Source organism: Bacillus cereus group sp. BfR-BA-01310 (assembly GCF_022664325.1).
In the GTDB taxonomy this organism is placed as follows: domain Bacteria; phylum Bacillota; class Bacilli; order Bacillales; family Bacillaceae_G; genus Bacillus_A; species Bacillus_A paramycoides.
Window position 1 is genome coordinate 1 of the sequence record NZ_JAKUHD010000071.1, and the last position, 2,044, is coordinate 2,044.

The following is a 2,044-nucleotide window of genomic DNA, read 5'->3' on the forward strand; positions in this document are numbered from 1 at the left end:
AGTACGTTCTAAATATATATTTTTTTGTTATAAGTTAACACAAAATTTCGTTCTGGGGGTACTATAAAATTTTAGCTTGATAGCGATGTGGCGGTACCCCTTTATGGTAATTCATTTTGTAAATCCTTGTATTTAAATGTATAATTATATAAAAAGTTCTAAAAATTTGAATCGAGGTGAAAATCATGAGAAGTTTTAGTTCATTATTGATCTCTACTATCTGTTCAACAATCCTTTTAGTTTGGAATTCCTTTTCTTTCTATACTGGATTCACAACAGGACATACATACTACTGGGTTAACGGTATCATAGCCTTGGTTTTCCTTCTATTCTTTGTCTTAAATATGCGAGATATCATCAAGAAAAACTACAGAACATCAGGACAATAGGAGTTGATACATATGTGGGAAAGATTTAAAAACTATAAGTATTCCTCAAAGGAATTAAAGTTCATGCTTTGGTTATTTGGTATTACTTGTTTTATACACTCGGTCGCTTTCTTTGGTGGACTATTTTCTTCCGAGTTCCTTTGGTTTAAAGGTCTTTGCGCTATTGCAGCATTACTAGCTTTTATGGATGTTAAGCGGAAAATCAATAAGTATAAGGTAGCATTGTGAAAAGGAGCCATTACAGGTTCCTTTTTTCTATGCAAAATAAAAAAAGCAGTGGACTCGCCATTTTAATTAATTAACTTTAAATCAAATAGAGGAGAATATAAACTTATTACAGAAATATAACTACTTACATCTATTTATAATTTACACATATAAAATATACATATAGGTGTGTGTAGATACAAATTATAAAAAGCTTTCTTTGTTAACCCTCTCTATTTTCGTTCGTTGTGTTCGTTTGTTTTGCACTGATTACTTACCCAACAGATAATCCACCCATTCAACTTCTTTCTTCAATTCCTCATCAGACATCTTCTCTAATCCTTTAAGAGTGTAATCTTCTCCAAACTCTCTTCCGCCATCTATGACGAATCGAATCATTTCTTCTCTAGTCATCCCCATATAAGCCACCCCACTCCTAATCCGATTAAGAATGCTGGTCCTAGCCATTTAATTAGTTGCCATAACCAAATTCCTAATAACGCACGAGTAAACCCGTTACCAAATATCATCTTCATTCCCCCTTATCCCTAAATGCAACACGTTTGCGCTTATCTTTCCTTAACAACAAATAAGACGCTAAACCGATCACGGCAGCGCCTACGATAATTGCTATAAACTTAATCAAACTCATTTATCCTTACATTATTTATTTCTTTGCTTCCATACCCCATGCTTTTTACGATAAGTATTCTTTCCATTCATGAAGTCAGCTGTATTACCAGGCATACTATATCTTTTATTCTTTTTCTTAGCCTTCTTCTTCAGCCTTTTCTCTTCTTGAATAGCTTGCAAATCCGCCTTCCATTGTTTCAACAAATCCTTTTCACTTCGCATCGAATTTGTACCCCTTGGATTAAAATGTGAACCAAACAACTAGATTCTACTAATTTATATAGATATCCTTTAATCCAAGTGTTAATTTTATACAAAATAAAAGAGCAGCCATAATCGATAGGTGCTCAAATATATGAAGTGGGGCTACCTCATACTCTAATATATGCTTGTCCTTATCAAAAGGTGAAATAAAAAGAGTACCCGCCATTAGGTACTCTTCAACAAATAAGTATGGTGCTCCAAGTTTCACATCATATGATAACTCGTCCCACGAATTCATCATATGCTTGTCTTATTAGAAGGTTCACTAATTTAATGTGTAATTTCTATATAACAAAGAAAAAAGTACCCGTTATGGATGCTCTTTCTTGTTTAATCTTAAAATTCACCTGTATAATCTATAATGATTTGTTGTTTCAAATCTAAGAAGAATACCGTACAATCTTACACCACAAAACAAACAAATGAAAACATTGCCGTTGTAGGAAATAAAATTAAATTACCAAAACTAGGTCTTGTTCGATTTGCCAAAAGTCGTGAAGTAAATGGACGTATTTTAAATGCTACGGTTAGACGGAACCCTTCTGGCAGAT

The 2,044-nt window shown here is 33.2% G+C and carries 5 protein-coding genes and 1 pseudogene; 3 read left to right on the top strand and 3 right to left on the bottom strand.

Features of this window, described 5'->3' with window-relative positions:
* Positions 1-185: 185 nt before the first annotated feature.
* Positions 186-389, top strand: a complete 204-nt coding sequence (locus MR109_RS29540; protein WP_242274851.1) for a hypothetical protein — start codon at positions 186-188, stop codon at positions 387-389.
* 12 nt (positions 390-401) lie between these two features.
* Positions 402-617, top strand: coding sequence for a hypothetical protein (locus MR109_RS29545; RefSeq protein WP_098475187.1), 216 nt, complete (start codon positions 402-404; stop codon positions 615-617).
* A 249-nt stretch (positions 618-866) separates the two neighbouring features.
* Here MR109_RS29545 and MR109_RS29550 read toward each other — a convergent pair whose 3' ends face one another.
* The 3 genes from MR109_RS29550 to MR109_RS29560 form a co-directional block, all read right to left on the bottom strand.
* A complete protein-coding gene (locus MR109_RS29550; protein ID WP_242274854.1) occupies positions 867-1,016 on the bottom strand; it encodes a hypothetical protein in 150 nt (49 codons plus the stop codon).
* A 243-nt stretch (positions 1,017-1,259) separates the two neighbouring features.
* A complete protein-coding gene (locus MR109_RS29555; RefSeq protein ID WP_242274852.1) occupies positions 1,260-1,451 on the bottom strand; it encodes a hypothetical protein in 192 nt (63 codons plus the stop codon).
* A 49-nt stretch (positions 1,452-1,500) separates the two neighbouring features.
* Complete coding sequence (locus MR109_RS29560; protein WP_242274853.1) at positions 1,501-1,734, bottom strand: hypothetical protein; 234 nt, start codon at positions 1,732-1,734, stop codon at positions 1,501-1,503.
* A 129-nt stretch (positions 1,735-1,863) separates the two neighbouring features.
* On the opposite strand from MR109_RS29560, the pseudogene MR109_RS29565 reads away from it, so the two are divergent.
* Positions 1,864-2,044: pseudogene (locus tag MR109_RS29565) on the top strand (IS200/IS605 family element RNA-guided endonuclease TnpB); the annotation flags it as partial.

What these genes read in the sequence shown, in the direction of transcription:
- MR109_RS29540 (WP_242274851.1), top strand. Translation starts at nt 186, where the DNA reads ATGAGAAGTTTTAGTTCATTATTGATCTCTACTATCTGTTCAACAATC.
- MR109_RS29545 (WP_098475187.1), top strand. Translation starts at nt 402, where the DNA reads ATGTGGGAAAGATTTAAAAACTATAAGTATTCCTCAAAGGAATTAAAG.
- MR109_RS29550 (WP_242274854.1), bottom strand. Translation starts at nt 1,016, where the DNA reads ATGGGGATGACTAGAGAAGAAATGATTCGATTCGTCATAGATGGCGGA.
- MR109_RS29555 (WP_242274852.1), bottom strand. Translation starts at nt 1,451, where the DNA reads ATGCGAAGTGAAAAGGATTTGTTGAAACAATGGAAGGCGGATTTGCAA.
- MR109_RS29560 (WP_242274853.1), bottom strand. Translation starts at nt 1,734, where the DNA reads ATGATGAATTCGTGGGACGAGTTATCATATGATGTGAAACTTGGAGCA.